This window comes from Stenotrophomonas sp. 704A1, assembly GCF_030549525.1.
GTDB classification, from domain to species: Bacteria; Pseudomonadota; Gammaproteobacteria; order Xanthomonadales; family Xanthomonadaceae; genus Stenotrophomonas; species Stenotrophomonas tuberculopleuritidis.
Window position 1 is genome coordinate 2,209,405 of the sequence record NZ_CP130831.1, and the last position, 24,350, is coordinate 2,233,754.

15 protein-coding genes are annotated in these 24,350 nt (G+C 67.8%); 10 read left to right on the forward strand and 5 right to left on the reverse strand.

Features of this window, described 5'->3' with window-relative positions; translation table 11 throughout:
* The first annotated feature begins 40 nt into the window (after nucleotides 1–40).
* Nucleotides 41–1,798, forward strand: a complete 1,758-nt coding sequence (recJ, locus tag Q5Z10_RS10490) for a single-stranded-DNA-specific exonuclease RecJ (protein ID WP_303639168.1) — start codon at nucleotides 41–43, stop codon at nucleotides 1,796–1,798.
* Nucleotides 1,799–1,922: 124 nt separating this feature from the next.
* Nucleotides 1,923–4,826 carry a DUF2135 domain-containing protein gene (locus tag Q5Z10_RS10495; RefSeq protein ID WP_303639019.1) on the forward strand — a complete coding sequence of 968 codons (2,904 nt, stop codon included), beginning with the start codon at nucleotides 1,923–1,925 and terminating at the stop codon, nucleotides 4,824–4,826.
* 36 nt (nucleotides 4,827–4,862) lie between these two features.
* On the opposite strand, the gene Q5Z10_RS10500 is transcribed toward Q5Z10_RS10495, so the two are convergent.
* Nucleotides 4,863–6,086 carry an acyltransferase family protein gene (locus Q5Z10_RS10500; RefSeq protein WP_303639020.1) on the reverse strand — a complete coding sequence of 408 codons (1,224 nt, stop codon included), beginning with the start codon at nucleotides 6,084–6,086 and terminating at the stop codon, nucleotides 4,863–4,865.
* Nucleotides 6,087–6,261: 175 nt separating this feature from the next.
* Between Q5Z10_RS10500 and Q5Z10_RS10505 the strand changes: the two genes are divergently transcribed.
* The 8 genes from Q5Z10_RS10505 to Q5Z10_RS10540 all read left to right on the forward strand — a co-directional run bounded on the left by Q5Z10_RS10505 (nucleotide 6,262) and on the right by Q5Z10_RS10540 (nucleotide 18,068).
* The gene (locus tag Q5Z10_RS10505) at nucleotides 6,262–7,125 is read left to right on the forward strand and encodes a LytTR family DNA-binding domain-containing protein (protein ID WP_303639021.1); all 864 of its coding nucleotides are present in this window, start codon (nucleotides 6,262–6,264) and stop codon (nucleotides 7,123–7,125) included.
* 72 nt (nucleotides 7,126–7,197) lie between these two features.
* Nucleotides 7,198–8,323, forward strand: a protein-coding gene (gene prfB / locus Q5Z10_RS10510; RefSeq protein WP_303639022.1) for a peptide chain release factor 2 whose coding sequence is annotated in 2 segments (ribosomal slippage) — nucleotides 7,198–7,272 and nucleotides 7,274–8,323 — 1,125 coding nt in all. Because the reading frame shifts where the segments join, the coding sequence is not laid out codon by codon here.
* A 226-nt stretch (nucleotides 8,324–8,549) separates the two neighbouring features.
* Nucleotides 8,550–9,332 (forward strand): helix-turn-helix transcriptional regulator, encoded by a 783-nt coding sequence (locus Q5Z10_RS10515; RefSeq protein WP_303639023.1) that lies wholly within the window; start codon nucleotides 8,550–8,552, stop codon nucleotides 9,330–9,332.
* A gap of 362 nt (nucleotides 9,333–9,694) precedes the next feature.
* Entirely contained in the window at nucleotides 9,695–11,080 is a 1,386-nt protein-coding gene (locus Q5Z10_RS10520) for an NAD-dependent succinate-semialdehyde dehydrogenase (RefSeq protein ID WP_303639024.1), read from the forward strand.
* Nucleotides 11,081–11,144: 64 nt separating this feature from the next.
* On the forward strand, nucleotides 11,145–12,785 hold the full coding sequence (locus Q5Z10_RS10525) for an acetolactate synthase large subunit (protein ID WP_303639025.1): 1,641 nt from the start codon (nucleotides 11,145–11,147) through the stop codon (nucleotides 12,783–12,785).
* A gap of 250 nt (nucleotides 12,786–13,035) precedes the next feature.
* Nucleotides 13,036–14,547 (forward strand): lysine--tRNA ligase, encoded by a 1,512-nt coding sequence (gene lysS / locus Q5Z10_RS10530; protein WP_303639026.1) that lies wholly within the window; start codon nucleotides 13,036–13,038, stop codon nucleotides 14,545–14,547.
* Nucleotides 14,548–14,751: 204 nt separating this feature from the next.
* Nucleotides 14,752–15,897: a cyclic di-GMP phosphodiesterase response regulator RpfG gene (gene rpfG, locus Q5Z10_RS10535; protein ID WP_303639027.1), complete on the forward strand. Its 1,146-nt coding sequence runs from the start codon at nucleotides 14,752–14,754 to the stop codon at nucleotides 15,895–15,897.
* Nucleotides 15,894–18,068 (forward strand): response regulator, encoded by a 2,175-nt coding sequence (locus Q5Z10_RS10540; RefSeq protein WP_303639028.1) that lies wholly within the window; start codon nucleotides 15,894–15,896, stop codon nucleotides 18,066–18,068. Before rpfG ends, Q5Z10_RS10540 begins: the two co-directional genes overlap by 4 nt.
* Before the next feature lie 86 nt (nucleotides 18,069–18,154).
* Here Q5Z10_RS10540 and Q5Z10_RS10545 read toward each other — a convergent pair whose 3' ends face one another.
* The 4 genes from Q5Z10_RS10545 to betB all read right to left on the reverse strand — a co-directional run bounded on the left by Q5Z10_RS10545 (nucleotide 18,155) and on the right by betB (nucleotide 24,345).
* Nucleotides 18,155–19,027, reverse strand: a complete 873-nt coding sequence (locus Q5Z10_RS10545; RefSeq protein ID WP_303639029.1) for a crotonase/enoyl-CoA hydratase family protein — start codon at nucleotides 19,025–19,027, stop codon at nucleotides 18,155–18,157.
* Nucleotides 19,028–19,188: 161 nt separating this feature from the next.
* A complete protein-coding gene (locus Q5Z10_RS10550) occupies nucleotides 19,189–20,865 on the reverse strand; it encodes a long-chain fatty acid--CoA ligase (RefSeq protein ID WP_303639030.1) in 1,677 nt (558 codons plus the stop codon).
* A 223-nt stretch (nucleotides 20,866–21,088) separates the two neighbouring features.
* Complete coding sequence (betA, locus tag Q5Z10_RS10555; RefSeq protein WP_303639031.1) at nucleotides 21,089–22,771, reverse strand: choline dehydrogenase; 1,683 nt, start codon at nucleotides 22,769–22,771, stop codon at nucleotides 21,089–21,091.
* Nucleotides 22,772–22,872: 101 nt separating this feature from the next.
* Complete coding sequence (gene betB / locus Q5Z10_RS10560; RefSeq protein WP_303639032.1) at nucleotides 22,873–24,345, reverse strand: betaine-aldehyde dehydrogenase; 1,473 nt, start codon at nucleotides 24,343–24,345, stop codon at nucleotides 22,873–22,875.
* Nucleotides 24,346–24,350 lie beyond the last annotated feature (5 nt).

Here is a 24,350-nt window from a genome sequence, read left to right on the forward strand (position 1 = left end):
GCGCTATCATGGCCGCGTCTTCCGCAACCCGGCGATGCCGATGTCCCTTGCCGCCGATGCTGCGTCGCCCGTGTCCAACAGCCCGATGATCCGCCGCCGCGAGCCGGTGCAGCCCGGGCCGTGGCCGGATGGCACGCTGCCGCTGCTGGCCCGCCTGTATGCCAGCCGCGGCGCGGGCACGCCGGAACTGGCATTGCCGCGTCTGGGCAACCTGCACGCACCGGATCTGTTGACTGGCATCGACGCGGCCGTCGACCTGTTGATCGAAGCCATCGCCAATGACAAGCGCATCCTGGTCGTCGGCGATTTCGACTGCGATGGCGCCACCGCCTGCGCGGTCGGCGTGCGCGGCCTGCGCATGCTCGGCGCGCAGCACGTCTTCCACGCCGTGCCCAACCGCATGGTGCACGGCTACGGCCTGTCGCCGTCGCTGGTGGAGGAACTGGCCGCGCTGCAGCCCGACCTGCTGGTGACCGTCGACCACGGCATCGCCTGCCACGCTGGCGTCAACGCCGCCAAGGCGCGTGGCTGGCAGGTGCTGGTCACCGACCACCACCTGCCCGGCCCGCAGTTGCCGCCGGCCGATGTCATCGTCGATCCCAACCTGGAAGGTGACGATTTCCCCAGCAAATCGCTGGCCGGGGTCGGGGTCATCTTCTATGTGCTGATGGCGCTGCGCCGGCGCATGCGCGAGGCGGGCGTGTTCGCCGATGGCAAGGGCCCGGACCTGACCACCCTGCTGGACCTGGTGGCGGTGGGCACCGTGGCCGATCTGGTGGCGCTGGATGCGAACAACCGTGCGCTGGTCAGCGCGGGCCTGCGCCGGCTGCGTGCAGGGCAGGGCTGCGTGGGATTGAAGGCGCTGATCGAAGCCAGCGGACGTGATGCTGCACGGCTGACCGCCACCGACATCGGCTTCGCACTCGGGCCGCGCCTGAACGCTGCGGGTCGGCTGGAGGACATGGCGCTGGGCATCGCCCTGTTGCTGACCGAAGACCCGCGCCAGGCCCGCGACATCGCCCAGACCCTGGAGCAGATCAATTCGGAACGCCGCGCCGTGCAGCAGTCGATGACCGACGACGCCGAGCAGGCGTTGACCCGCGTGGTGCTGGACATGGCCGGCCAGCGACCGGTGGCCGCCTGCCTGTTCGACGCCGACTGGCACCCGGGGGTGGTCGGCCTGGTCGCGTCGAAGATGAAGGATCGCCTGCATCGCCCGGTGATCGCCTTCGCCCCGGCCGAACCCGGCGCCGACACGCTGCGTGGCTCGGCGCGTTCGATTCCCGGCCTGCACATCCGTGACGCACTGGCGCTGGTCGATGCGCGCCACCCGGGACTGATCGAACGCTTCGGTGGCCACGCCATGGCCGCGGGCCTGAGCCTGCGCCTTGATCACATTGATGACTTCAAGGCCGCCTTCGTTGCCGTGGTGCTGGAATTGCTCGACCCGGCGGCACTGCAGCAGCAGGTCCTCAGCGACGGCGAACTGGCCGCCGACGAGCTGGATCATCGCCACGCCGATGCCCTGCGCCTGGCCGGGCCGTGGGGCCAGGGCTTCCCCGAACCACTGTTCGACGGCCACTTCGAAGTGGCCAACTGGCGCGTGCTGAAGGAGCGCCACCTGAAGCTGGAACTGCGCCTGCCCGGCGTACCCGGCACGATCAACGCGATCCATTTCGGCGGCTGGCACGGCAATGCGCCGGGCCGGCACGTGCACCTGGCCTATCGCCTGGCCTGCGATGACTACCGTGGCGGCACCGCGATCCAGCTGATCGTCGAGCACTGCCTCCCCGCCTAGGAGAGGAGCCCGGACACTGCGGCAGCGCCGGGCCATGCCCGGCGGAGTGCTGCAGTGGGGGAGCTGTAACCCCGTTCCGGTTGTCTGTGCGTTCAACGGTCCACGATCCCACTGGAGTCCGGTCATGGTCTTCGCCCGTTGCTGCACTGTGTTGCTGCTGGCCGTTGTGGCCTGGTCCGCTGGCGCGCAGGTGCCGCCGATCTCCCGGCCGCAGGCCAGCACGCCGCTGCTGATCGCGCCCGCCGCCGAACAGCCGGTCCAGCTGCAGCGTGCCCGCATCGAAGGCGAGGTGCAGGCCGGCATCGCCCAGACCCGCATCACCCTGGAGTTCCACAACCCGAACCGGCGCGTGCTGGAGGGTGAGCTGCAGTTCCCGCTGGCCGATGGCCAGCAGATCAGCGGATTCGCCCTGGACATCGATGGAGAGCTGCGCGAAGCGGTGCCGGTGCCGAAGGACCGCGGCCGCCAGGTGTTCGAGGAGATCGCCCGCCGCGGCGTCGACCCGGGCCTGCTCGAGCAGACCGCCGGCAACCAGTTCCGCCTGCGCATCTACCCGCTCCCGGCCGCTGGCAGCCGCCGCGTACAGCTGCTGATCCGCGAGCCGTTGGCCTACGCCGGCCAAGGCTGGCAGTGGACACTGCCGCTGCAGTTTGCCGCGGGGGCGGCTTCGGTTGAGCTGAAGCTGCGGGCACCGGGCGCGACCACAGCGGGCAGTGCGCCATTCCGCATCAGCGCGGGCCAGCTGCAGTGGCAGGGCAAGGGTGCGCAGCTGCCGAAGCAGCTGCAGTGGAGCCTGCCCGCAGCACGTCAGGCGCAGGTCCAGGTGGCACCCTGGCAGGATGGGCACTACCTGTTGGCGCAGCTGCCGGTGGCAGTCAGCCGCACGCCGCGCACGCTTCCCAGCGACATCGGCCTGCTGTGGGATGGCTCCGGGTCCTCCGGTCAGCGCGACCGGGCACGCGAGTTCGCGCTGTTGGATCGCTATTTCGCCGCGATGGGTAACGGCACGGTGGCATTGACCGTGCTGCGCGATCGCGCCGAACCGGTGCGTCGATTCCGCATCCGCGCAGGCAACTGGAGCGAGCTGCGCGCAGCGCTGCAGGCCGTGCGCCCGGACGGTGCCAGCGCGCTGGCGCACTGGCAGCCGCACGCAGGCGTGAAGGAATACCTGCTGGTCAGTGATGGCCTGCTGACCTATGGGCCGGAACAGCTGCCGGCACTGTCGCCGGAGCAACGCCTGTTCGCGATCAGCAGTGCCGGTGCGCGGACCGATGCGGTGCGCCTGCGCGGCTGGAGCGAAGCGCATGGCGGGCGCTTCGTGGCGCTCGGCCGCGACATCGACGCCGCTGCGCGTGAGCTGCTGTCGTCGCCGCTGGACGTGCAGGTCGATGCGGGCCGTGGTGTGCAGGAGCTGGTGATCGATCGTCGCAGCGAGGCCGAAGGCTGGCTGTGGCTGCACGCTCGCCTGGCGGCGGACGGGGTGCCGATGCGGGTGCGCGTCGGCGGCGGCGAATGGCAGGCGCTGCCCGCCACGCAGAACAGCGACGATGGTGAACTGTTGGCCGGCTTGTGGGCGCAGGCGCGTCTGCAGCAGCTCGGCGCCGACCGTCGCGGCAACCGCGAGGCGATGCAACGGCTGTCGCAGCAGTTCGGGCTGGTCGGCCCGGATACCTCGTTGATCGTGCTGGAATCCCTGGACGACTACCTGCGCTACGCGATCCGGCCGGCCGGCGCGCTGCGCGCCGAGTACGACGCACGCTTCGCGCGGGACGTGGCGGACCGCGATGCGGCCGACCGCCGACGGCTGGACCAGGTCGTGTCGCAGTGGCAACAACGCCAGCAGTGGTGGAGCCGCAGCTGGCCCAAGGGCATGCCGGTGAAGGCAAAGGCACTGCAGGTCGCCAGCGCGGAAGGCGATGCCGCAGCACCGATGGCGATGCTCGCCGCACCGGCACCGCCGCCGGCACCGATGGCAATGGCTGCCGAGCAGCGGGCCGACGCCAGCGCGGCGCGCGCGCGGCGATCGCCACCGCGGCAGGCGCCGGCGGCGCAGGAGGCGGCGCTGGATGCGCTCTCCATCGAAGCGACCGCGTCCCCGGCAGCGGCCGCCAACACAGGCCAGCTCGGCATCCAGCTGGCGGCGTGGCAGCCGGATTCGGCCGTCGCCCGGCGCCTGCGCCAAGGCCCGGCGTCGCACCTGTATGACCGCTACCTGGCCGAACGCGATGCCCACGCCGACAGCAGCGCCTTCTTCCTCGACGTGGCCGACCTGCTGTTGGAGCAGGGCCAGCGTGAACTGGCGCTGCGGGTGCTGTCGAACCTGGCCGAGATGGACCTGGACAACCGCCACCTGCTGCGCGTGCTCGGCTACCGGCTGATGCAGGCCGACGCCCCGGCACTGGCGGTGCCGGTGTTCGAGCAGGTGCTGGCGATGGGCCAGGAGGAACCGCAGAGCTTCCGCGATCTGGGCCTGGCACTGGCAGCGGCCGGCAAGCCGCAGCAGGCGCTGGCGCCGCTGTATCAGGTGGTGGTGCGGCCGTGGGACAGCCGCTTCGATGGCATTGCCCTGATCGCGCTGGATGAGCTGACCAACCTGGTTGCCGGCAGCACGTCGCGCCTGGATACCACCGGCATCGACCCGCGCCTGCTGCAGGCGATGCCGCTGGACCTGCGCGTGGTGCTGGCCTGGGATGCCGACAACAGCGACATGGACCTGTGGGTGACCGACCCGAATGGCGAGCGCGCCTACTACGGCAACCGCCTGACCTACCAGGGCGGGCAGATGTCGCAGGACTTCACCGGCGGCTATGGCCCCGAGCAGTTTTCGCTGCGCAACGCCAAGCCGGGCAAGTACAAGGTGGAGGCGAACTACTTCGGCAGCCGCCAACAGCTGGTTACCGGTGCGACGACGCTGATGCTGCGGCTGACCACCCACTGGGGCACGGCCAGGCAGAAAGACCAGATGGTCACGATGCGGCTGAAGGACCGCGCCGAGACGGTGCTGGTCGGCGAATTCGAGGTCCGGTAGCGCCGGGCCATGCCCGGCGGCCGCCGCCGTGATCCCCTAGAGCCGCGCCCATGCCCGGCGCATGGCAGGATCAGCGTGACGCTCACCGCGCCGTTGCGGATCGGCCCTCAGCCCGAACAGGGGGCGCAGCCAGCGCACGCGCCGGATCAGCAGCTCGTGGATCAGCAGGCAGCCGCCGACAGTCCCGCCCAGCAGCAGGGCCGGTTCGGCCCACGGCCCCAGCTGCAGCGGCTTGAGCCAGAACAGCAGGGCGATGATCAGGCTCTGGTGCAGCATGTACCAGGGATAGATCGCTTCGGTGCAGTACGGCAGCCAGCGGAACGGGCGGTCGAGGAAGACCCTGCCCCAACCCAGGATGGCCAGCAGCGCGGTCCAGACGTACAGCGACTGGCTGGTCCGGACCTGCAGGTCCCAGAACGGTTCGGGCCATTGCCGCAGCGCGGAATCGGCCGGCAGCACCTGGCCGAGGATGCGCAGGCCCATGTACCAGCCGACCGCAGCCAGGGCCAGCCACAGCGTGATGCGGCGCAGGGCCACCAGCCGTTCCCAGAACACGGGCTCGCGCCCGAGCAGGTAGCCGGCGAGGAAAACCGTGGCGTACTTCGCATGCTGGTACCAGTCGCCGAGCAGGGCATTGGTGGAGGGATGGATCGGCTCCAGCCAGATCACCCAGGCCAGCAGCAGCGCGAAAGGAACGCCGATCAGCAGAGCTGTCGATGCGGCAACGCGAGCCATCGCGCGGCGCACCATTGCCGCTCCCAGCACCGGCAGCAGCAGGGCCAGTGCCAGCGTGTAGGTCCAGAGATAGGCCAGGTACCACAGGTGGTTCCAGGTGATGCCGTACTGCCAGCCGGCGAAGCTGCCCTCCGGCCATGGCCGCAGCTGCCAGTAGCGCAGCAGGAAATGGCCGAAGCCCGGTGCCACGTGGCCGTTGGCCACCCCTTCGCAGTACGGCTGGATCGGCACGATCACGAACATGCCGAACAGCAGCGGCAGCAGCAGCCGCCACGTGCGCAGGCCGGCGAAGCGCAGCAGCCTGCCTTCCGGCCGCATCAGCGCGATGGCGATGCCTGAGATCAGGAACAGCAGCGACATCCGCCAGCGATTGACGAACACCATCGGCCACTGCAGCCATTCGGCGGTGTGCACGCTCTTGAGGTGGAAGCCCCAGTCGTCCACGTAGGCCATGGCGGCGTGGTAGAGGATCAGAAGGGCGAAGGCGAGTACCCGCAGGGCATCGATGTCATGGCGTCGGGTCATGGTCGTGGTGTGCCGGAAAGTCGCTGCACCGTGGCGCGGCCCGGCCCGTGCGGCGACCGCCAGGGGCCGGCCGGAAACCACCGGGTGACCAATGGCGGGCGTGGTGGGACCAATGGAGCGGCTACGCTCGGCAGCTTGAGGCAGGCTGGAGCACCGCAACGAGATGGATGCCGCAATGACCCAGGGCCGCCCGCCGCGCTGGCGTACCTCGACCCGGCTGTTGGTATGGACGGCGATCCTGTCGGCCTCGGCCGTGACCAACGCGTTGGTCGAGGTGATGGATGCCAGTCGCCGCGGCGCCGATCTCGGCCTGTGGGAGCCGATGATCTGGGAGTTCAGCAGCCTCAGCCTGATCGTGTTGACCCTGCCGCTGCTGTGGTGGGGCTGCGAGCGCTGGCCGCTGCATGCCGATACCTGGAAGCGGCGGTTGCCGCTGTACCTGCTGGCCAGCGTGGGCTGGTCGCTGCTGCATGTGGTGGGCATGATGCTGGTGCGGCATCTGGCCTATGCGTCGCTGGGCTACCGGTACCAGGACGATGCCGGCTGGATCGAGCGCTTGGCCTACGAGTACCTGAAGGATGTGCGCACCTTCGCGATGTTCGTCGCACTGGAGCATTTCGCCAGCTGGTTCGGCCGGCGCAGGCAGGGTGAGGCAAGCCTGCTGGCCGAGCCCGATATCGGTCCGCCGGTGGAGCCGGTCGAGCGCCCCCAGCACTTCCTGGTGCGCAAGCTGGGCAAGGAGTTCCTGGTCGCCACCGCGGACGTGGAGTACGCCCAGGCGGCGGGCAACTACGTGAACCTGCGGGTACGCGGACATGACTATCCGCTGCGGATCACCATGGCCGTGCTCGAGCAGCGGCTGGACCCGGGCCAATTCCTGCGCCCGCACCGCAGCTGGCTGATCAATCGCAGCCAGTTGCGCTCGATCGAGCCGCTGGACGGCGGCGAGGCCCTGCTGCACATGGCCGACGGGGCGAAGGTGCCCTGCAGCCGGCGCCAGCTGCCGTTGCTGCGGCAGGCACTGGGTGCGGGGCCCTGAACGCCCCTCATTCCGGGCCCCGCCGGCCTGCGCTATCATTGGCAGTCATCTTTTGAATGCATAACCGCCGACATGATCGAACTGAATCCTGTCCGCCAGCGCATCACCGATCTGACCGATCGCGTGCTGTCGCTTCGGGGGTATCTTTGACTACGACGCCAAGAAAGAGCGTCTTGAAGAAGTAACGCGGGAGCTGGAAAGCCCCGACGTCTGGAACAACGCCGAGTACGCGCAGAACCTGGGCCGCGAGCGTTCCAGCCTGGAAAAGACCGTGGGCGGCATCGCCTCGGTGCTCGATGGCCTGAACGACGCGACCGAACTGCTGGAACTGGCCGAGTCCGAACAGGACGAGGACACCGCGCTGGCCGTGGTCGCCGACCTCGACAAGCACCAGGCGCATGTGGAGAAGCTGGAGTTCCAGCGCATGTTCTCCGGTGAGATGGACAATGCCGCGGCGTTCGTCGACATCCAGGCCGGCGCCGGTGGCACCGAGGCCCAGGACTGGGCCGAGATCCTGCTGCGCATGTACCTGCGCTGGTGCGAATCGCGCGGCTGGAAGACCGAGCTGATGGAAGTCTCCGGAGGCGACGTCGCCGGCATCAAGTCGGCCACGCTGCGCGTGGAAGGCGACTATGCCTACGGCTGGCTGAAGACCGAGACCGGCGTGCACCGCCTGGTGCGCAAGTCGCCGTTCGACTCGGACAACCGCCGCCACACCAGCTTCACCTCGGTGTTCGTGTCGCCGGAGATCGATGACAACATCGACATCACCATCAATCCGGCCGACCTGCGTACCGACGTGTACCGTTCGTCCGGTGCCGGTGGCCAGCACGTCAACAAGACCGAGTCGGCGGTGCGCATCACCCACATCCCGACCAACATCGTGGTGGCGTGCCAGACCGGCCGCAGCCAGCACCAGAACCGCGACAACGCGATGAAGATGCTGGCCGCCAAGCTGTACGAGCTGGAGATCCAGAAGCGCAACGCCGAGAAGGACGCCGTGGAAGCCACCAAGTCCGACATCGGCTGGGGCAGCCAGATCCGCAACTACGTGCTGGACCAGAGCCGTATCAAGGACCTGCGTACCGGCATCGAGCGTTCGGATACGCAGAAGGTGCTCGACGGCGACCTGGACGAGTTCGTCGAGGCCAGCCTGAAGGCCGGCCTGGCCGTGGGCTCCAAGCGCATCGATGCCTGATCGGCGCGCCTGCGCGGATATCATCGCCCTCGTGCGTAACGCCGAGGGTGGCTGAACCGGCTTTCTGTAGAGCCGAAGGCAGCGGCAGGAGCCGCTGCCAACGTCGCCCGCGACGGCCCGCAGGGTGCCGGTCAGGACGACCGGAAATAGCCATGCTCGGCTGCTGTTCGCGCGGTAGCAGATGCGTCGAGCATGGCTCGACGCTACGACGGGTACGGCGGTATCGATGATGCGCAGCGAAAGTGAACGCAAGGAACTGGGCGGCTTCCTGAAAGCCTGCCGCGCCCGTGTCGACCCTGCAACGCTCGGCCTTCCGGCCGGGCGCCGGCGTACCCCGGGCCTGAAGCGGGAAGAAGTCGCGCTGGCGATCGGGGTCAGCGTCAGCTGGTATACCTGGATCGAGCAGGGCCGCGAAGTGCGCGCCTCGCCCGAAGTGCTGGAGCGCCTGGCGCAGGTGCTGCGCATGAGCGACGACGAGCGCGCGTATGCGTTCGCGTTGTCCGGCTACGGGGTGCCGCTGGAGTCTCCCGACGAGACGGTCACCGAGGGGTTGCGCCAGCTGGTCGACGCGATGCAGCCGATCCCGGCGTACGTGCGCAATACCCGCTACGACATCCTGGCCTGGAACCCGGCCATTGCCGAGCTGTTCGTGGACTACCGCCAGCTGGCCCCGCATGAGCGCAACACGCTGCGGTTGATGTTCCTGTACCCGCCGTATCGCACCCTGATCCTCAACTGGGAAGAAATGACCCGCGGCCTGCTGGCCGGCTTCCGCGCGGCGATGGCGCAGGCGCCGGACAAGACGCCGTTCCTGGCGCTGGCCGAGGATATTTCGGCGCACAGCGAGGAGTTCCGGCGGTGGTGGCCGGAGCACGACGTGCGCCGTTTCGACGAGGGCGCGAAGAAGCTGAACCATCCCACGCGCGGGTTGCTGGACCTGCAGTATGTGGCGCTGGTCCCGGAGAGCCGGCACGATCTTTCCCTGGTGACCTACCTGCCGCGGAAGTAGAGGGTGTCCGGCAGGGCTTGCAGCCCTGCAGCTGCTTCAAGCCGAAGCAACGGCAACAGCAACAGCAACAGCGAGCTATCCGTAGCTTGGCGGGGCGGTGTCGGAGTGCGGGGACGCCGCAAGTCCGTTGTGGCGACCGACGTGCGTCTGGGGCAGAGCCCCCTGAGTCAGGGGGCGGCCGCGAAGCGGCGGGGGTCCGGGAGCTGGCGCGTACCCAGGGCGCAGCCCCGCTGATAACCCCATTCAGGCAGGTAAGTGCAGGTCACAGGATAAGCAGACGCCTTGTTGCTGCCATCGAACAGGTCCACATTCCTGTGCAGGACACGGGCCCCCGCCCGTTGTCGAGACACCAGGAGACCTGCATGTCCGCTGCCCCCACCACCGCCATTTCCCGCAATCCGGCCACCGGCGAGCAGATCGCCAGCCATCCTTTCGCCAGCGCCGCCGACCTGGACGCCATCCTGGCCCGCGGCCAGGCCGGCTTTGCTGCCTGGAGTGCCAGCAGCCTGGAGCAGCGTGCGGACGTACTGCGTGCGATGGCCGCGGTGCTGCGCCGCGACCGCGAGCCCCTGGCGGCGATGGCCACCGCTGAGATGGGCAAGGTCCAGGCCGAATCCCTGGCCGAAATCGAGAAATGCGCCGTCCTGTGCGACTGGTACGCCGACAACGGTGCGCAGTTCCTGCGCGACGAGCCGACCCAGGTGCCCGACAGCAAGGCCTACGTGTCCTACCTGCCGCTGGGCGTGGTGCTGGGCATCATGCCGTGGAATTTCCCCTACTGGCAGGTGATGCGCGCGGCGGTGCCGATCCTGATGGGTGGCAACGGCTTCCTGTTGAAGCCGGCCGAGAACATCGTCGGCACCGCGCAGCTGCTCGATGCGGCCTGGCGCGATGCCGGGCTGCCGGAAGGCACGTTCATCGCTGCCAACATCAGCCGTGAAGGCACCGGCGCGGCCATCGCCGATGACCGCATCGCGGCGGTGACCCTGACCGGCAGCGTGGCGGCCGGCCGCAGCATCGCCGCCCAGGCCGGGCAGGCACTGAAGAAGGTGGTGCTGGAACTGGGCGGCTCGGATCCGTTCATCGTGCTGGCCGATGCCGACCTGGACGCCGCCGTCGATGCGGCCGTGGCCTCGCGCTTCCAGAACACCGGGCAGGTCTGCATCGCCGGCAAGCGCATCATCGTCGAGGACGCGGTGTACGACCGCTTCGTGGCGCAGTTCTGCCAGAAGGTGCAGGCGCTGACCGTGGGTGATGGCCGCGAAGCGGGCAACCGGATCGGCCCGATGGCGCGCCAGGACCTGCTGGAGCAGCTGGATGCGCAGGTACGCGCCTCGGTCGACGCGGGTGCGCAGCTGCTGGTCGGCGGTCATCAGCTGGACCGCCCGGGCGCGTTCTACGCGCCTACCGTGCTGGCCGACGTGGAGCCGGGCATGCAGGCGTTCGATACCGAGACCTTCGGCCCGGTGGCGTCGATCAGCCGCGCCCGCGATGCCGACCACGCGGTGGAACTGGCCAACCAGAGCGAGTTCGGGCTCAGTGGCAACCTGTGGAGTGCCGACGCTGACCGCGCGAAGGTGCTGGCGCGGCGCCTGCAGACCGGCGGCGTGTTCGTCAACGGTTTCTCCGCCTCCGATCCGCGCGTGCCGATCGGCGGGGTGAAGAAGAGCGGCTTCGGCCGTGAGCTTTCGCACTTCGGCATCCGTGAATTCGTCAACGCGCAGACCGTGTGGTTCGACAAGCGTTGACGCGCGGCTCTCATCCTTCCTGCAACGATCCATCATCAGTCCAGCGAAAAAGGACGGCATTCCCATGTCCAAGGGTTCAGACCTGCTCGTCGCCGCACTTGAGAACGAAGGTGTCGAGCGTATTTTCGGCATCCCCGGTGAGGAGAACCTCGACGTCGTCGAGTCGCTCCGCCATTCGAGCATCGAACTTGTCATCACCCGCCACGAACAGGCAGCGGTGTTCATGGCCGCCACCTATGGTCGTCTGACCGGCAGGCCGGGGGTGTGCCTGGCCACGCTTGGCCCGGGCGCGCTCAACTTCACCACCGGCGCGGCGTACGCGCTGCTGGGGGCGTGGCCGGTGATCATGATCACCGGGCAGAAGGGCATCGTGGCCAGCAAGCAGGCCCGGTTCCAGATCGTCGACATCGTCAGCACCATGAAACCGTTGACCAAGTCGGCGCGGCAGATCGTTTCGGCGCGGACCATTCCGACCATGGTCCGCGAGGCCTTCCGCACCGCGCTGGAAGAGCGTCCCGGCCCGGTGCTGCTGGAGCTGCCGGAGGACATCGCAGCGATGGAGGTCGAAGGCGCAGCATTGATTCCGCCGCACCCGGTGGATCGGCCGATCGCCAGTCCGGAAGCGCTGGACCGTGCCGCAGAGATCATCCGCGCGGCCGAGCGGCCGTTGCTGGTGATCGCCTCGGCCGCCTCGCGGCCGCAGTCCAGCGAGGCGCTGTCGGCCTTCGTGCTGCGCGCCGGCATTCCGTTCGTCACCACGCAGATGGGCAAGGGTGCCGTGGCCGGTGGCTCGGGCCTGTACATGGGCACGGCGGCGTTGAGCGAGCGCGACTACGTGCACATGGCCATCGACCAGGCCGACGTGATCGTGACCATCGGCCACGAAGTGACCGAGAAGCCGCCGTTCGTGATGCGCCCGGGCGGCCGCACCGTCATCCATATCGGCTACTCGCAGGCGGCGGTGGAGCAGGTGTACTTCCCGCAGGTGGAAGTGATCGGCGATATCGGCCGGTCACTGACCCTGCTCGGCGATCGCATCGAGGGCAGGGTGGCCCATGCCGATGCGCTGCTGCCGCTGCGCGCGACCATCCTCGACCACATCGGCGCACGCGCCGAAGAGGCGGCATTCACGCCGCAGCGGCTGGTGCACGACGTGCGCCAGGTGATGCCCCCGGACGGCATCGTGGCGCTGGACAACGGCATGTACAAGATCTGGTTCGCGCGCAACTACCGCACCCAGGTGGCCAACACCCTGCTGCTGGACAACGCGCTGGCGACGATGGGCGCGGGCCTGCCATCGGCGATCATGGCCTCGATCCTGTACCCGCAGCGGCGGGTGCTGGCAGTGTGCGGCGATGGTGGCTTCATGATGAACAGCCAGGAGCTGGAGACCGCGCGGCGCCTGGGCCTGAACCTGGTGGTGCTGATCCTCAATGACGGCGCCTACGGCATGATCCGCTGGAAGCAGGCGGTGGATGGCTTCGCCGACTACGGCATGACCTTCAGCAATCCGGATTTCGTGAAGTATGCCGAGGCCTATGGCTGCAGGGGCCATGAAGTGACCGCCATCGAGCAGTTCATCCCGACCCTGGACGCGGCCTTCAGCGAGGGCGGGGTGCATCTGGTGTCGGTGCCGATCGACTATTCGGAGAACCAGCGGGTGCTGGTGGACGAACTGCGCCAGGCATTCCCCGGGAACGGATAGCGACCGACCGCCGGGCATGGCCCGGCGCTACCGGTGGGGCGTGTGGCCATCGGGAACGGATAGACCTTCGCCGGGCATGGCCCGGCGCTACCGGTGGTGCGTGTGGACACCGGGAATGGATAGACCGACCGCCGGGCGTGGCCCGGCGCTACCGGTGCTGCCGGGGCCGGGGCAGGGTGGTTTTGGTATGCTGGGCAACCGGCTGCGCCGGGCGCACGACTCCCCCTCACTACACGATTCCCGCAGATCCATGAGCGAAGCTACCGATACCCCCCCCGTCGACGAGAACAAGTTGATCGCCGAGCGCCGCGAAAAACTCAAAGCGCTGCGCGGGCAGGGGATCGCGTATCCGAACGACTTCCGTCGCGAGGACTTCGCCGGCCGCCTGCAGGAAGAATTCGCCGACGCTGAAACCTGGACCGCCGAGGCCCTGGAAGGCAACGGACGCCGGGTGAAGATGGCCGGCCGGCTGATGGCCAAGCGCATCATGGGCAAGGCCAGCTTCGCCCAGATCCAGGACGAATCGGGCCGCATCCAGCTGTTCCTGCAGGGCACCGCGCTGGGTGATGCCTACGCCGCCTTCAAGGGCTGGGACGTGGGCGACATCATCGCCGTGGAAGGCGGCCTGACCCGTACCAAGACCGGCGAACTGTCGGTCAAGGCCGAGTCGATCCGCCTGCTGACCAAGTCGCTGCGCCCGCTGCCGGACAAGTGGCATGGCCTGGCCGATGTCGAGCAGCGGTACCGCCAGCGTTACGTCGACCTGATCGTGACCCCGGAATCGCGCGCGGTCTTCATCAAGCGCTCCAAGATCATCCGTGCGATGCGTGCGTGGCTGGACAACCGCGACTTCCTCGAAGTCGAAACGCCGATGATGCATTACATCCCCGGCGGTGCGGCGGCCAAGCCGTTCACCACCCACCACAATGCGCTGGATCTGGACCTGTACCTGCGCGTGGCGCCGGAGCTGTACCTCAAGCGCCTGACCGTGGGTGGCCTGGAGCGCGTCTACGAGATCAACCGCAACTTCCGCAACGAAGGCGTCAGCACCCGCCACAATCCGGAGTTCACCATGATGGAGCTGTACGAGGCCTATGCCACGTACAACGAGATCATGGACCTGACCGAAGGCGTGATCCGCGATGTCGCGCAGACCGTCAACGGCGGCACCGAAGTGGAGTGGGACGGCGCGAAGATCGACCTGGGCCCGGCGTTCCGCCGCTGGCGCATGGACGAGGCCGTGCGCCACCACAACCCGGAGATCTCCGCGGCCGACTGCACCGACCGCGAGGCGCTGCTGCGCCATTGCGAGCGCCTGAAGATCCGCGTCAAGCCGTCCTACGGCTGGGGCAAGCTGCTGCTGGAGATCTTCGAAGCCACCGTCGAGCACACCCTGATCCAGCCGACCTTCATCACCGACCATCCGGTGGAGGTCTCGCCACTGGCCCGCGCCAACGACAACGATCCGGGTTACACCGACCGCTTCGAGCTGTTCATCAACGGCAAGGAACTGGCCAATGGCTTCTCCGAGTTGAACGACCCGGAAGACCAGGCGCAGCGCTTCCAGGCCCAGGTGGCGGCGAAGGAAGGCGGCGACGACGAGGCCATGCACTACGACGCCGACTATATCCGTGCGCTGGAGTACGGCATGGCACCGACCGGCGGCCTCGGCATCGGCGTGGACCGCCTGGTGATGCTGCTGACCGGCAGCAGCTCGATCCGCGATGTGCTGCTGTTCCCGTACATGCGCCCGGAGCAGTAACCGGGCGCTTTCGCCCCGTAATGTGCGCGCCGTCTCGGATTGAGACGGCGTGATTGACGCCTCCAGCACTCGGCGTATCGTGATTGCACTGTCTTGACACCGGCTATGGCTTCATCGGTTCAGGGGAGGGCGGCGATGTGGAGAACCCGCTTCACATTGTGACGACGATCATGAACCGGGGAGCGAGTGACGGGAGTCGAGCCTATGCAGGGTGCCAGCGTGCACAGCGGCGGGGTATCCTCGCCGGCTGAGAGTCCAGCGTGGTCGAGAAACCAGGCAGAGAGCGCCTTGAACATCGTCATCGTCGATGACCAGACATCCGCACGAACGATGCTGCGCCACGTCATTGAAGACATCGCGCCGGAACTGAGCGTGCGTGACTTCGGTGACCCGTTGACCGCACTGGCATGGTGCGAGTCCTATCCGGTCGATCTGCTGCTGCTCGATTACCGCATGCCGGAGATGGACGGGCTGGAATTCGCCCGCCGCTTCCGCCGGCTGCCCAAGCATCGCGACATTCCGGTGATCCTGATCACCGTGGTCGGGGATGAACCGATCCGCCAGGCCGCGCTGGAAGCGGGCGTGATCGATTTCCTGGTCAAGCCGATCCGTCCGCGCGAACTGCGTGCGCGCTGCTACAACCTGCTGCAGCTGCGCCAGCAGACCGAGAACGTGAAGCAGCGTGCGCTGTCGCTGGAGCAGCGGCTGCTGGCCAGCATGCACGAAGTGGAAGAGCGCGAACGCGAAACGCTTTCGCGGCTGGCCCGGGCAATCGAGTTCCGTGATGCCGGCACCAGCGCCTACCTGGAACGCATGGCGCGGGTGGCCGGGCTGATCGCCGAGCAGCTGGGACTGCCGGAAGAGGACGTCAAGCTGATCGAGATGGCCGCGCCCCTGCATGACATGGGCAAGATCGCCATTCCCGACGCCGTGCTGCTCAAGCAGGGCAAGCTCAACGACGAAGAGCTGGCGATCATGCGCCGCCATCCGCGGATCGGCCATGAGCTGCTCAGTGGCAGCCAGAACCGGTTCATCCAGGTCGGTGCGCTGATCGCCCTGCGTCACCATGAGCGCTATGACGGCAGTGGCTATCCCGATGGCCTGGTGGGCGACGCCATTCCGCTGGAAGCCCGGATCGTGGCGGTCGCCGACGTCTTCGATGCGTTGATCTCGCCACGGCCGTACAAGGAAGCGTGGACGATGGAAGCCACCCTGGCCTATCTGTATGCACAGCGCGGGCGCCTGTTCGATCCGCGCTGCGTGGACGCACTGCTGCGTGGACGCGAGTCGCTGGAACAGATCTGCGCCGAGCACTCCACTGCATCGGCGCGGCCGGGGCTGGGCGCGTGAAACGCCTGTTGTCGCGCCTGCGACTGCGCCTGTCCCAGCGCCAGGACAGCGAGCATGGCCAGCAGATCGTCCGCATCGTCCTGATCAGCCTGATCCTGGGCTACGTGCTGCTGCCGTCGGCACGCCACGATCTGCCGCACACGCAGTACGTGGGCGTGCTGGCGATCGTGCTGACCGGACTGAGCCTGTCGCTGCTGCTGTTCGGCTGGCTGCTGTGGCGGCCCGGCCGCTCCGATCCCCGGCGCGTGCTGGGCATGCTGGCCGACTACGGCCTGATCGCGGCCGGCATGATCCAGATGGGCGAGCCGCTGTCGTGGGTCTATATCGTGGTCATGTGGGTGACCGTCGGCAACGGCATGCGCTTCGGCAACCACTACCTGTATGTCGCGGTGGCGATGGCGATGGTCAGCTTCGGCACTACCGCACTGCTGACGCCGTACTGGCAGCAGAACGCGCGGTTGGCGATCGGCCTGTGGCTTGGCCTGGCGGCCGTACCCCTGTATTTTTCCACACTGCTGCGGCAGTTGACCGAAGCAATGGCCGAGGCGCGGCGCGCCAGTGAAGCCAAGAGCCGATTCCTGGCCAACATGAGCCATGAATTCCGCACCCCACTCAATGGATTGAATGGCATGACAGAAGTTCTGGCCACCACGCGGCTCGATGACGAGCAGCGCGAGTGCGTGAATACCATCCAGGCGTCCTCGCGCAGCCTGCTGGCGCTGGTCGAGGAGGTGCTGGACATCTCGGCGATCGAAGCCGGCAAGCTGCGCGTGGTCGCCGAGGATTTCGTGGTGTCCGAGGTGATCCAGGCGATCGGCCTGATCCTGTTGCCGCAGGCCAAGGCCAAGCGGTTGGATTACCGGGTGAAGGTGGCCGAGACCGTGCCGCACACGCTGCGTGGCGACGTGGGCCACCTGCGCCAGATCCTGCTGAACCTGGCCGGCAATGCGGTCAAGTTCACCGACCACGGCCGCGTCGAGATCCGCGTCGGTGTGGTCCACGCCGATACCCAGGGGGGCGTGCGCCTGCGCTTTGACATTCTCGATACCGGCATCGGCGTTCCGGCGGCGATGCGCCCGCGCCTGTTCGAGGCCTTCGAGCAGGCCGACGTGAGCATGGCCCGCCGCCATGAAGGTACCGGCCTGGGCACCACCATCGCCAAGGGCCTGGTCGAGGCGATGGACGGCGAGATCGGTTACCTGGACAACCCGCCGCAGGGCAGCCACTTCTGGGTGGAGTTGCCATTCGCGCCGCCGCAGCCGGTGGTGCCTGGAGCGGTGCCGACCCTGGCCGCGGGCGAGGAGGCCAGCGCCGGCGGCAACGTCATCGCCTTCGCCGATCCGTTCCTGCGCCATCGCGCGCGGGTGCGCAGCATGCAGATCCTGGTGGCCGACGACCACGAGGCCAACCGCATGGTGCTGCAGCGCCTGCTGCAGAAGGCCGGCCACAAGGTGCTGTGCGTCGATGGTGGCGAAGCGGTGCTCGATGCCCTGGCCGAGAGCGAGTTCGATGACGCCATCGTCGACCTGCACATGCCGGGCATGAGTGGCCTGGACATGCTGAAGGAACTGCGGGTGATGCAGGCCGGTGGCGGTCCGCGCACGCCGGTGCTGGTGCTCAGCGCCGATGTCACCCCCGAAGCGATCCAGCGCTGCACCCAGGCCGGCGCCCATGCGTTCCTGGCCAAGCCGGTGGTCGCCGTGCGCCTGCTCGATACCCTGGCCGAGATCGCCAACAACGCCCAGCTCAAGGTCAGTGCGCCGCCGATCGTGCGCACCAGCACGCAGCTCGATGGGGTGCTCGATACCAGCGTGCTGGACGAGCTGGCCTCGCTGGGCATGGGCGAGGGCTTTGAACGTGAGTTCATCCGCCAGTGCCTGGACGATGCCGAATCCTGCCTGCGCAGGGCCGAAGCCGATGGCGAGGCCGCACGCTGGGGCGCGTTCCGCGAGCAGTCGCATGCGATCAAGGGCGTGGCCAGCAATCTGGGTCTGGTACGCGCCTCCAACCGGGCCGGCGAGCTGATGCGGATGGCCGACTGGCAGCTCAAGGCCGAGTGGCGGCAGCGCCTGGCAGTGCTGCAGGGCGCGATCAAGGAAGGCCGGCAGGCGCTGGACGCGCGCGCCGAGCGCAAGGCCCGGGGTACCGCCGACGACGGCGAGATGCGCTGAGCCGTTGCCCGGGTGGATCCACCGGGTCCGGCCCATAAAAAAAGCCCGGTGGCCAGCCGGGCTTGAACCCTGGGGGGAGGGGAATGTCAGGCCACGTCGAGGTTTGCACGACGGGTCTGGGCCTTGATCAGCCGATCCATGGTGCGCAGGGAACGGTCACCCAGGGCCAGGGCGGAATCGACCCAGACCTTGGTGATCTCCAGCAGTTCGTCATAGCTGACCGCCTGGGCCAGGTTGCGCGCGGCGTTCATGGCCAGATACGACTGCGGCAGGCGCTGCTGCTGGCGGATCATCTCGTCGACCGCCGCGCGGCCTTCGCCTTTGCGCACCAGCACGTCGACCACGCCCATCGCGTGCATCTCCTCGGCACTGTAGATGCGGCCGTCCAGGATGATCTTCTCGGCCAGCTGCGGTGACACCCGCCGGCACAGGAACGAGTAGGCACCCATGCCCGGGAACAGGCCGAACAGCACTTCCGGCAGGCCCATGCCGCAGCCTTCCTCGGCCACGATGGTATGGCAGGCCAGGGCCATTTCCAGGCCACCGCCCAGTGCGTCGCCCTGGATCAGCGCGATCGAGCGGACGTCGCCACCGAAGCCGGTGTGCAGGTGGTGCACGCCCTCCACGCAGCGCTGGGCGTAGTTGAGCAGAAGATCGCGGTTGCCCTCGCGGATCAGCCGGGTGAACAGGTCCAGGTCACCGCCCAGGTTGTAGGCGGCGGCGTCGGAGGCCAGCACGAAATGGCGCAGCTGCCCGCTGTGGCGCTGGGCCGGGCCGCGGGTGATGGCACTCATGTAGCTCCACATCTCGTCCAGCATGTCCTTGCGGCAGCAGGGGCGTACCCCGGTGGCGGCGTCGGCGTGCATGAACAGCCAATGGGCGGCGCCTTCGGCGCTGTCCTCGGTGCGGATGGTGGCATAGGGCGAACCGCTGCTGGGCAGCTTTTCGATGGTACTCATGGAAGGGTCCTCGGCGATGCGGCCCGCAGAGTAGGGTGGTGGCCGGCGGGCCGAACGGTCCACACACGCGGCGATGCTACACCGGGTCCGGGCCCGCGCATGCGAAAAGGCCCGGGGTGTTCCCACCCCGGGCCTGACTGCGTTCAAACTGGCCGAAACCCTTACGTGGCGGGCGTATCACGGAGCTCGCGACGGAGGATCTTGCCGACGTTGGTCTTCGGCAGCTCTTTTCGGAATTCTACGATTCGCGGGTGCTTGTAGCCGGTCAGGTTGGCCCGGGCGTGTTCCTTGACCATCTCCGCGGTCAGGTTGGGGTCCTTCTTGACGATGACCACCTTCACCACTTCACCGGACTTCTCGTCGGGGACGCCGACCGCGGCCACTTCCAGCACGCCCGGCATCATCGCGATCACGTCCTCGACTTCGTTCGGGTACACGTTGAAGCCGGACACCAGGATCATGTCCTTCTTGCGGTCGACGATGTAGAAGAAGCCGTGCTCGTCCATCTTCGCCATGTCACCGGTGTGCAGCCAGTTGTCGGCGTCCACCGCCTTGGCGGTTTCCTCGGGGCGCTGCCAGTAGCCCTTCATGACCTGCGGCCCGCGGATGCACAGTTCGCCCACCTCGCCGAGAGGCAGGATGTTGCCGTTGTCGTCCTTGATGCAGGCATCGGTGGACGGAATCGGCAGACCGATCGAGCCGTTGTACTCGGCCAGGGTGAGCGGGTTGATGCAGGCTGCCGGCGAGGTTTCGGTCAGGCCGTAGGCCTCGACCAGGGTGACGCCGGTGACCTTCTTCCAGCGCTCGGCCACCGCGCGCTGCACGGCCATGCCGCCGCCCAGGGTGACCTTCAGCGACGAGAAGTCGACGGTGTCGAAGCCGGGCGTGTTGAGCAGGCCGTTGAACAGCGTGTTGACGCCGGTCATGGCGGTGAAACGCACCGACTTGAGCTCCTTGACGAAGCCCTTCATGTCGCGCGGGTTGGTGATCAGGTGGTTGCAGCCACCGAACTTCATGAAGACCAGGCCGTTCGCGGTCAATGCGAAGATGTGGTACAGCGGCAGGGCGGTGATGATCCATTCCTTGCCCATCTCGATGCCCGACGCGCTGATCCAGGCCGAGGCCTGCTGCATGTTGGCGATCAGGTTGCGGTTGGTCAGCATCGCGCCCTTGGCCACGCCGGTGGTGCCGCCGGTGTACTGCAGGAATGCCACGTCGTCGTGGTCGATCTCGACCGCGGGCAGGGTGTGGCGGCTGCCCAGCTTCAGCGCCTGCTTGAAGCGGATCGCGCCCTTCAGATGGTAGTTGGGCACCATCTTCTTGATGTACTTCAGCACGAAGTTGACGATCGCGCCCTTGGCGCCGAGCAGGTCGCCCAGCCCGGTGGTGATGACCTGCCTGACCGGGGTATCGGCGATGACCTGCTCGACGGTGTCACCGAAGTTGTCCACCACCACCAGGGCGGTGACGCCGGCGTCGATCAGCTGGTGCTTGAGTTCGCGCGCGGTGTACAGCGGGTTGACGTTGACCACGGTCAGGCCGGCACGCAGCACGCCGAAGGTGGCCACCGGGTACTGCAGGCAGTTGGGCATCATCAGGGCGACGCGGTCGCCCTTCTTGAGCTTCAGCTCGCCCAGCAGGTAGGCCGCGAACTGCTCGACCAGGGCGTCGGTTTCGCCGTAGGTCAGCACCTTGCCGAAGCTGGAGTAGGCGGGACGGTCGCGGAATTTCGCGACGGACGCGTCGAAGACCGAGACCACCGAATGGAATTCGTTGACGTCGATTTCAGCGGGAACGCCTTTCGGATAGCTCTGCAGCCAGGGACGATCCAGACTCATATTCCCCCTCCAGGAATCGTAATGATGGGTGCGGCGCGGACAGTATCCGCCAGAACCGCTCACCGCAGCATACCGTCCCGTAGGGAAAACGCGAAGAGGGGTTCACCCAGCGGGTAGGGCATATGCGCCAAAAGCCGCCGGGCATGGCCCGGCGCTACCGAAGGCAGGGCGCCCGGGGCAGCGCCGGGCCATGCCCGGCGGGTGTTGCAGGCAGTGGAAGGGGTTATGCCTTGTTGCGCACCGGCGCACCGTTGGCCTTGTAGTACGGCGCGGTGCTGCGGGCCAGCGGGGTGCGGCCGCGGATCACGTCGGCCAGCTTCTCGGCCATCATGATGGTCGGCGCGTTGAGGTTGCCGGTCACCACCTGCGGCATGATCGAGGCATCGACGATGCGCAGGCCTTCCAGCCCGTGCACGCGACCCTGGCCATCGACCACCGCCATCGGATCATCGGCATGGCCCATCTTGTTCGAGCAGGACGGGTGGTAGGCGGTCTCGGCATGCTCGCGCACGAACGCGTCGATCTGCGCATCGGTCTGCAGGGCGCTGCCGGGCGAGATCTCGCGGCCGCTGTACGGCGCCAGCGCCGGCTGCGCGAAGATCTCGCGGGTGATCCGGATCGCCGAACGGAATTCGCGCCAGTCCTGATCGTGCGACATGTAATTGAACAGGATGCTGGGATGTTCGCGCGGGTCCTTGGAGCGCACGTGGATGCGGCCGCGGCTCGGCGAGCGCATCGAACCCACATGCATCTGGAAGCTGTGCGCCTTGATCGGGTTGGAGCCGTTGTAGTTGATCGCCACCGGCAGGAAGTGGTACTGCAGGTTCGGCCAGTCGAACTCGGCATCGCTGCGGATGAAGCCGCCGGCCTCGAACTGGTTGCTGGCGCCGATGCCGGTGCCCAGGAACAGCCACTCCGCGCCGATCGCCGGCTGGTTGTACAGCTTGAGTGCCGGCGCCAGCGAGACCGGCTTCTTGCACTCGTACTGCAGGTACATTTCGAGATGGTCCTGCAGGTTGGCGCCGACGCCGGGCAGGTGGTGCACCAGGTCGATGTCCAGGCCGCGCAGCAGGTCGGCCGGGCCGACGCCGGAGCGCTGCAGGATCTGCGGCGAGGCGATGGCGCCGCCACACAGCAGCACTTCGCGGCGGGCGCTGGCGCGCTGCGGCTGCTCGTTGTGCAGCCACTGCACGCCCACCGCGCGCTTGCCCGAGAACAGGATGCGGTCGGTCAGCGCGTGGGTGACGATGGTCAGGTTCGGGCGCGGCTTGGCCAGGTCCAGGTAGCCGCGGGCGGTGCTGGAGCGACGGCCGTTCGGGGTCACCGTGCGGTCCATCGGGCCGAAGCCTTCCTGCTGGTAGCCGTTGAGGTCGTCGGTACGCGGGTAGCCGGCCTGCACGCCGGCTTCGACCATCGCCGCGAACAGCTCATTGTTGCCGGCCTTCGGCGTGGTCACCCGCAGCGGGCCGTCGCCACCGTGGTAGTCGTTGGGGCCGATGTCACGGGTTTCGGCCTTGCGGAAGTACGGCAGGCAGTCCAGGTAGGTCCAGTCTTCCAGGCCCGGCATGCTGGCCCAGTGGTCGTAGTCCATCGCGTTGCCGCGGATGTAGCACATGCCGTTGATCAGCGACGAACCGCCCAGGCCCTTGCCGCGCCCGCAGTCCATCCGGCGGTTGTTCATGAAGGGCTCGGGATCGGTCTTGTACGCCCAGTTGTAGCGCTTGCCCTGCAGCGGGAAGGCCAGTGCGGCCGGCATCTGGGTGCGGAAGTCGAGCCGGTAGTCCGGACCACCGGCTTCCAGCAGCAGCACGCTGACATCGGCATCTTCGGTGAGGCGGGTGGCCAGCACGTTGCCGGCCGAACCGGCGCCGATGATGATGTAGTCGTACTCGTTATGGGTGCTCATGGGTGTCTCCTGCAGGCCGGGGCGCACTGCATGCAGGCGTCCCGGCGGAATGTCGGATCGGCGCGGTGGCCGGACGATGGGGCGTGCTCGGGGCGCGCCGGTCAGAACACGCTGGCGTAGTCGCCCAGCTCGACCTGCACCGACTTGATGCGGGTGTAGTGGCCAAGGGTGGAAATGCCGTTCTCGCGGCCGACGCCGGACTGCTTGTAGCCACCCACCGGCATCTCGGCCGGCGATTCACCCCAGGTGTTGATCCAGCAGATGCCGGCCTCCAGGCGGTGGATGATGCGATGGGCGCGGCTGATGTCACGGCTGACCACGCCGGCGGCCAGGCCGAAGGTGGTGTCGTTGGCACGGCGCACCACTTCGTCTTCGTCGTCGTAGGCGAGGATGCTCATCACCGGCCCGAAGATCTCTTCCCGGACGATGGTCATGTCGTCGCGGCAGTCGGAGAACACGGTCGGCAGCACGTAGGCACCGTTGGCCAGCGCGCCCTCGGTGGCGCGGCCGCCGCCGGTCAGCAGGCGGGCGCCTTCGGCCTTGCCGCTCTCGATGTAGCGCAACACGTTCTCCATGTGCGGGAAGCTGGTGAGCGGGCCGAAGTTGGTGTCGGCGGCCATCGGGTCGCCGATGCGGATGCGCTTGACCCGCTCGACCACGGCAGCCTCGAACGCGGCCAGCATGCTGCGCGGGACGAACACGCGGGTGCCGTTGGTGCAGACCTGGCCGGAACTGAAGAAGTTGGCCATCACCGCGATGTCGGCGGCGCGGTCCAGGTCGGCATCGTCACAGATCACCAGCGGCGACTTGCCGCCCAGTTCCATGGTCACTTCCTTCAGCGACGAAGACGCCGCGCTGGCCATGACCTTCTTGCCGGTGGCCACACCGCCGGTGAAGGAGATCTTCTCGATCACCGGGTGCTCGGTGAGCCAGTTGCCGATCTCGCGGCCGGGGCCCTGCACCACGTTGAACACGCCGTCGGGCACACCGGCTTCGGTGTAGATCTCGGCGAGCTTGATCGCGGTCAGCGGCGTCACTTCCGACGGCTTGAACACCATCGCGTTGCCGGCGGCCAGCGCCGGCGCCGACTTCCACATGGCGATCTGGATCGGGTAGTTCCAGGCACCGATGCCGGCCACCACGCCCAGCGGTTCGCGCCGGGTATAGAAGAAGCTGGACTCGCGCAGCGGCAGCTGGATGCCTTCGATGGCGGTGGCCAGGCCGGCGTAGTACTCCAGCACGTCGGCGCCGGTGACGATGTCCACGGTGGTGGTTTCGGCCAGCGCCTTGCCGGTGTCCAGGGTTTCCAGATGGGCCAGTTCATCGTTGCGCCCGCGCAGGATCTCGACCGCACGGCGCAGGATGCGCGAGCGCTCCATCGCGGTCATCGCCGCCCACACCCTCTGGCCTTCGGCGGCACTTTCCACCGCGCGCTCGACGTCGGCCTGGCTGGCGATCTGCACCTGTGCCAGCACCTGGCCGGTGGCCGGGTTGACGGTCTGGAAGGTCTTGCCGCTGGTGGCATCGACGCGGCGGCCGTGGATGTAGAGCTGTTGGACGGGCAGGGCGGTCATGGGCG

Excerpts from the sequence above, each read along its gene's own strand:
- Q5Z10_RS10525 (WP_303639025.1), top strand. The coding sequence starts at position 11,145 with ATGTCCAAGGGTTCAGACCTGCTCGTCGCCGCACTTGAGAACGAAGGT.
- Q5Z10_RS10545 (WP_303639029.1), bottom strand. The coding sequence starts at position 19,027 with ATGAGTACCATCGAAAAGCTGCCCAGCAGCGGTTCGCCCTATGCCACC.
- Q5Z10_RS10500 (WP_303639020.1), bottom strand. The coding sequence starts at position 6,086 with ATGACCCGACGCCATGACATCGATGCCCTGCGGGTACTCGCCTTCGCC.
- Q5Z10_RS10495 (WP_303639019.1), top strand. The coding sequence starts at position 1,923 with ATGGTCTTCGCCCGTTGCTGCACTGTGTTGCTGCTGGCCGTTGTGGCC.
- Q5Z10_RS10505 (WP_303639021.1), top strand. The coding sequence starts at position 6,262 with ATGACCCAGGGCCGCCCGCCGCGCTGGCGTACCTCGACCCGGCTGTTG.
- recJ (WP_303639168.1), top strand. The coding sequence starts at position 41 with ATGTCCCTTGCCGCCGATGCTGCGTCGCCCGTGTCCAACAGCCCGATG.
- Q5Z10_RS10550 (WP_303639030.1), bottom strand. The coding sequence starts at position 20,865 with ATGAGTCTGGATCGTCCCTGGCTGCAGAGCTATCCGAAAGGCGTTCCC.
- Q5Z10_RS10520 (WP_303639024.1), top strand. The coding sequence starts at position 9,695 with ATGTCCGCTGCCCCCACCACCGCCATTTCCCGCAATCCGGCCACCGGC.
- betA (WP_303639031.1), bottom strand. The coding sequence starts at position 22,771 with ATGAGCACCCATAACGAGTACGACTACATCATCATCGGCGCCGGTTCG.
- rpfG (WP_303639027.1), top strand. The coding sequence starts at position 14,752 with ATGCAGGGTGCCAGCGTGCACAGCGGCGGGGTATCCTCGCCGGCTGAG.
- Q5Z10_RS10515 (WP_303639023.1), top strand. The coding sequence starts at position 8,550 with ATGATGCGCAGCGAAAGTGAACGCAAGGAACTGGGCGGCTTCCTGAAA.
- lysS (WP_303639026.1), top strand. The coding sequence starts at position 13,036 with ATGAGCGAAGCTACCGATACCCCCCCCGTCGACGAGAACAAGTTGATC.
- betB (WP_303639032.1), bottom strand. The coding sequence starts at position 24,345 with ATGACCGCCCTGCCCGTCCAACAGCTCTACATCCACGGCCGCCGCGTC.